Origin of the sequence: Mesorhizobium sp. M7A.T.Ca.US.000.02.2.1 (assembly GCF_003996995.1) — a bacterium.
In the GTDB taxonomy this organism is placed as follows: Bacteria; Pseudomonadota; Alphaproteobacteria; order Rhizobiales; family Rhizobiaceae; genus Mesorhizobium.
The window spans coordinates 1-791 of record NZ_RZTT01000838.1 but is presented as its reverse complement, the minus strand read 5'-3'; the positions used below and the strand labels follow the sequence as shown (position 1 = coordinate 791).

The following is a 791-nucleotide window of genomic DNA, read 5'->3' as shown; positions in this document are numbered from 1 at the left end:
GCCCTATTCGGCGCTGTCGGAAAATGGCGAGCTGCTGTCGAAGGACCGCCTGCGCAAGGCGATCGAGGAGGCCGGCATCGATCTGTCGAAACCTGTCGTCACTTCGTGCGGCTCCGGTATTACCGCGGCGGTGGTGACGCTGGCGCTGGAAACGCTTGGCCATACGAACAACAGGCTTTACGACGGCTCCTGGACGGAGTGGGGCGGGCTTTCCGACACGCCTGTCGTGACCGGCCCCGTTGTGATCGGCAAGGAATGAAGACGATGGAAAACGGCGCGCAGGAAGACATCGAAGTCACGGTGACGTTCCTCGAGATGCATGTGCCTCCGGCCTATTCACCGGCCGTGCCGTATAACCGTCAGGTCGCGCTGCTGAAGACCAAGGACATTCCGCTGCATTTTTACCGCTATCTGATGGACCGGGTGGGGCGCAAATGGCACTGGGTCAATGTGCTGAGGCTGGATGACGACGAGCTTTCCGCCGGCATCCATCGTGAGGATCGCGACATCAGGGTCCTTTACCTCGACGGCGCGCCCGCCGGCTTCTTCGATCTCAAGCCGCATCTGCCGGAAGAAGTCGAGCTCGCCTATTTCGGCATGATGGAACATGCCACCGGGCAAGGCATCGGCCGCTGGTTCCTGGGCTCCGCGATCGCCGCCGCATGGTCGCATGGGCCGAAGCGGGTGACGGTGCAGACCTGCACGCTCGATCATCCGGCGGCTCTGCCGCTCTACCAGAAGCTCGGCTTTGCACCGGTGGCGCAAAAGAGGGAAATCGTCCATCCGTTGCC

The 791-nt window shown here is 62.3% G+C and carries 2 protein-coding genes; both read left to right on the top strand.

Annotation, left to right across the window (positions count from 1 at the left end; all coding sequences use genetic code 11):
* A partial coding sequence (locus tag EOD15_RS35010) for a rhodanese-like domain-containing protein (protein WP_281034176.1) occupies positions 1 to 259 on the top strand: 259 nt, incomplete at its 5' end.
* Between the two features lie 5 nt (positions 260 to 264).
* On the top strand, positions 265 to 791 hold a 527-nt coding region (locus tag EOD15_RS35005; RefSeq protein WP_148129840.1), incomplete at its 3' end, for a GNAT family N-acetyltransferase.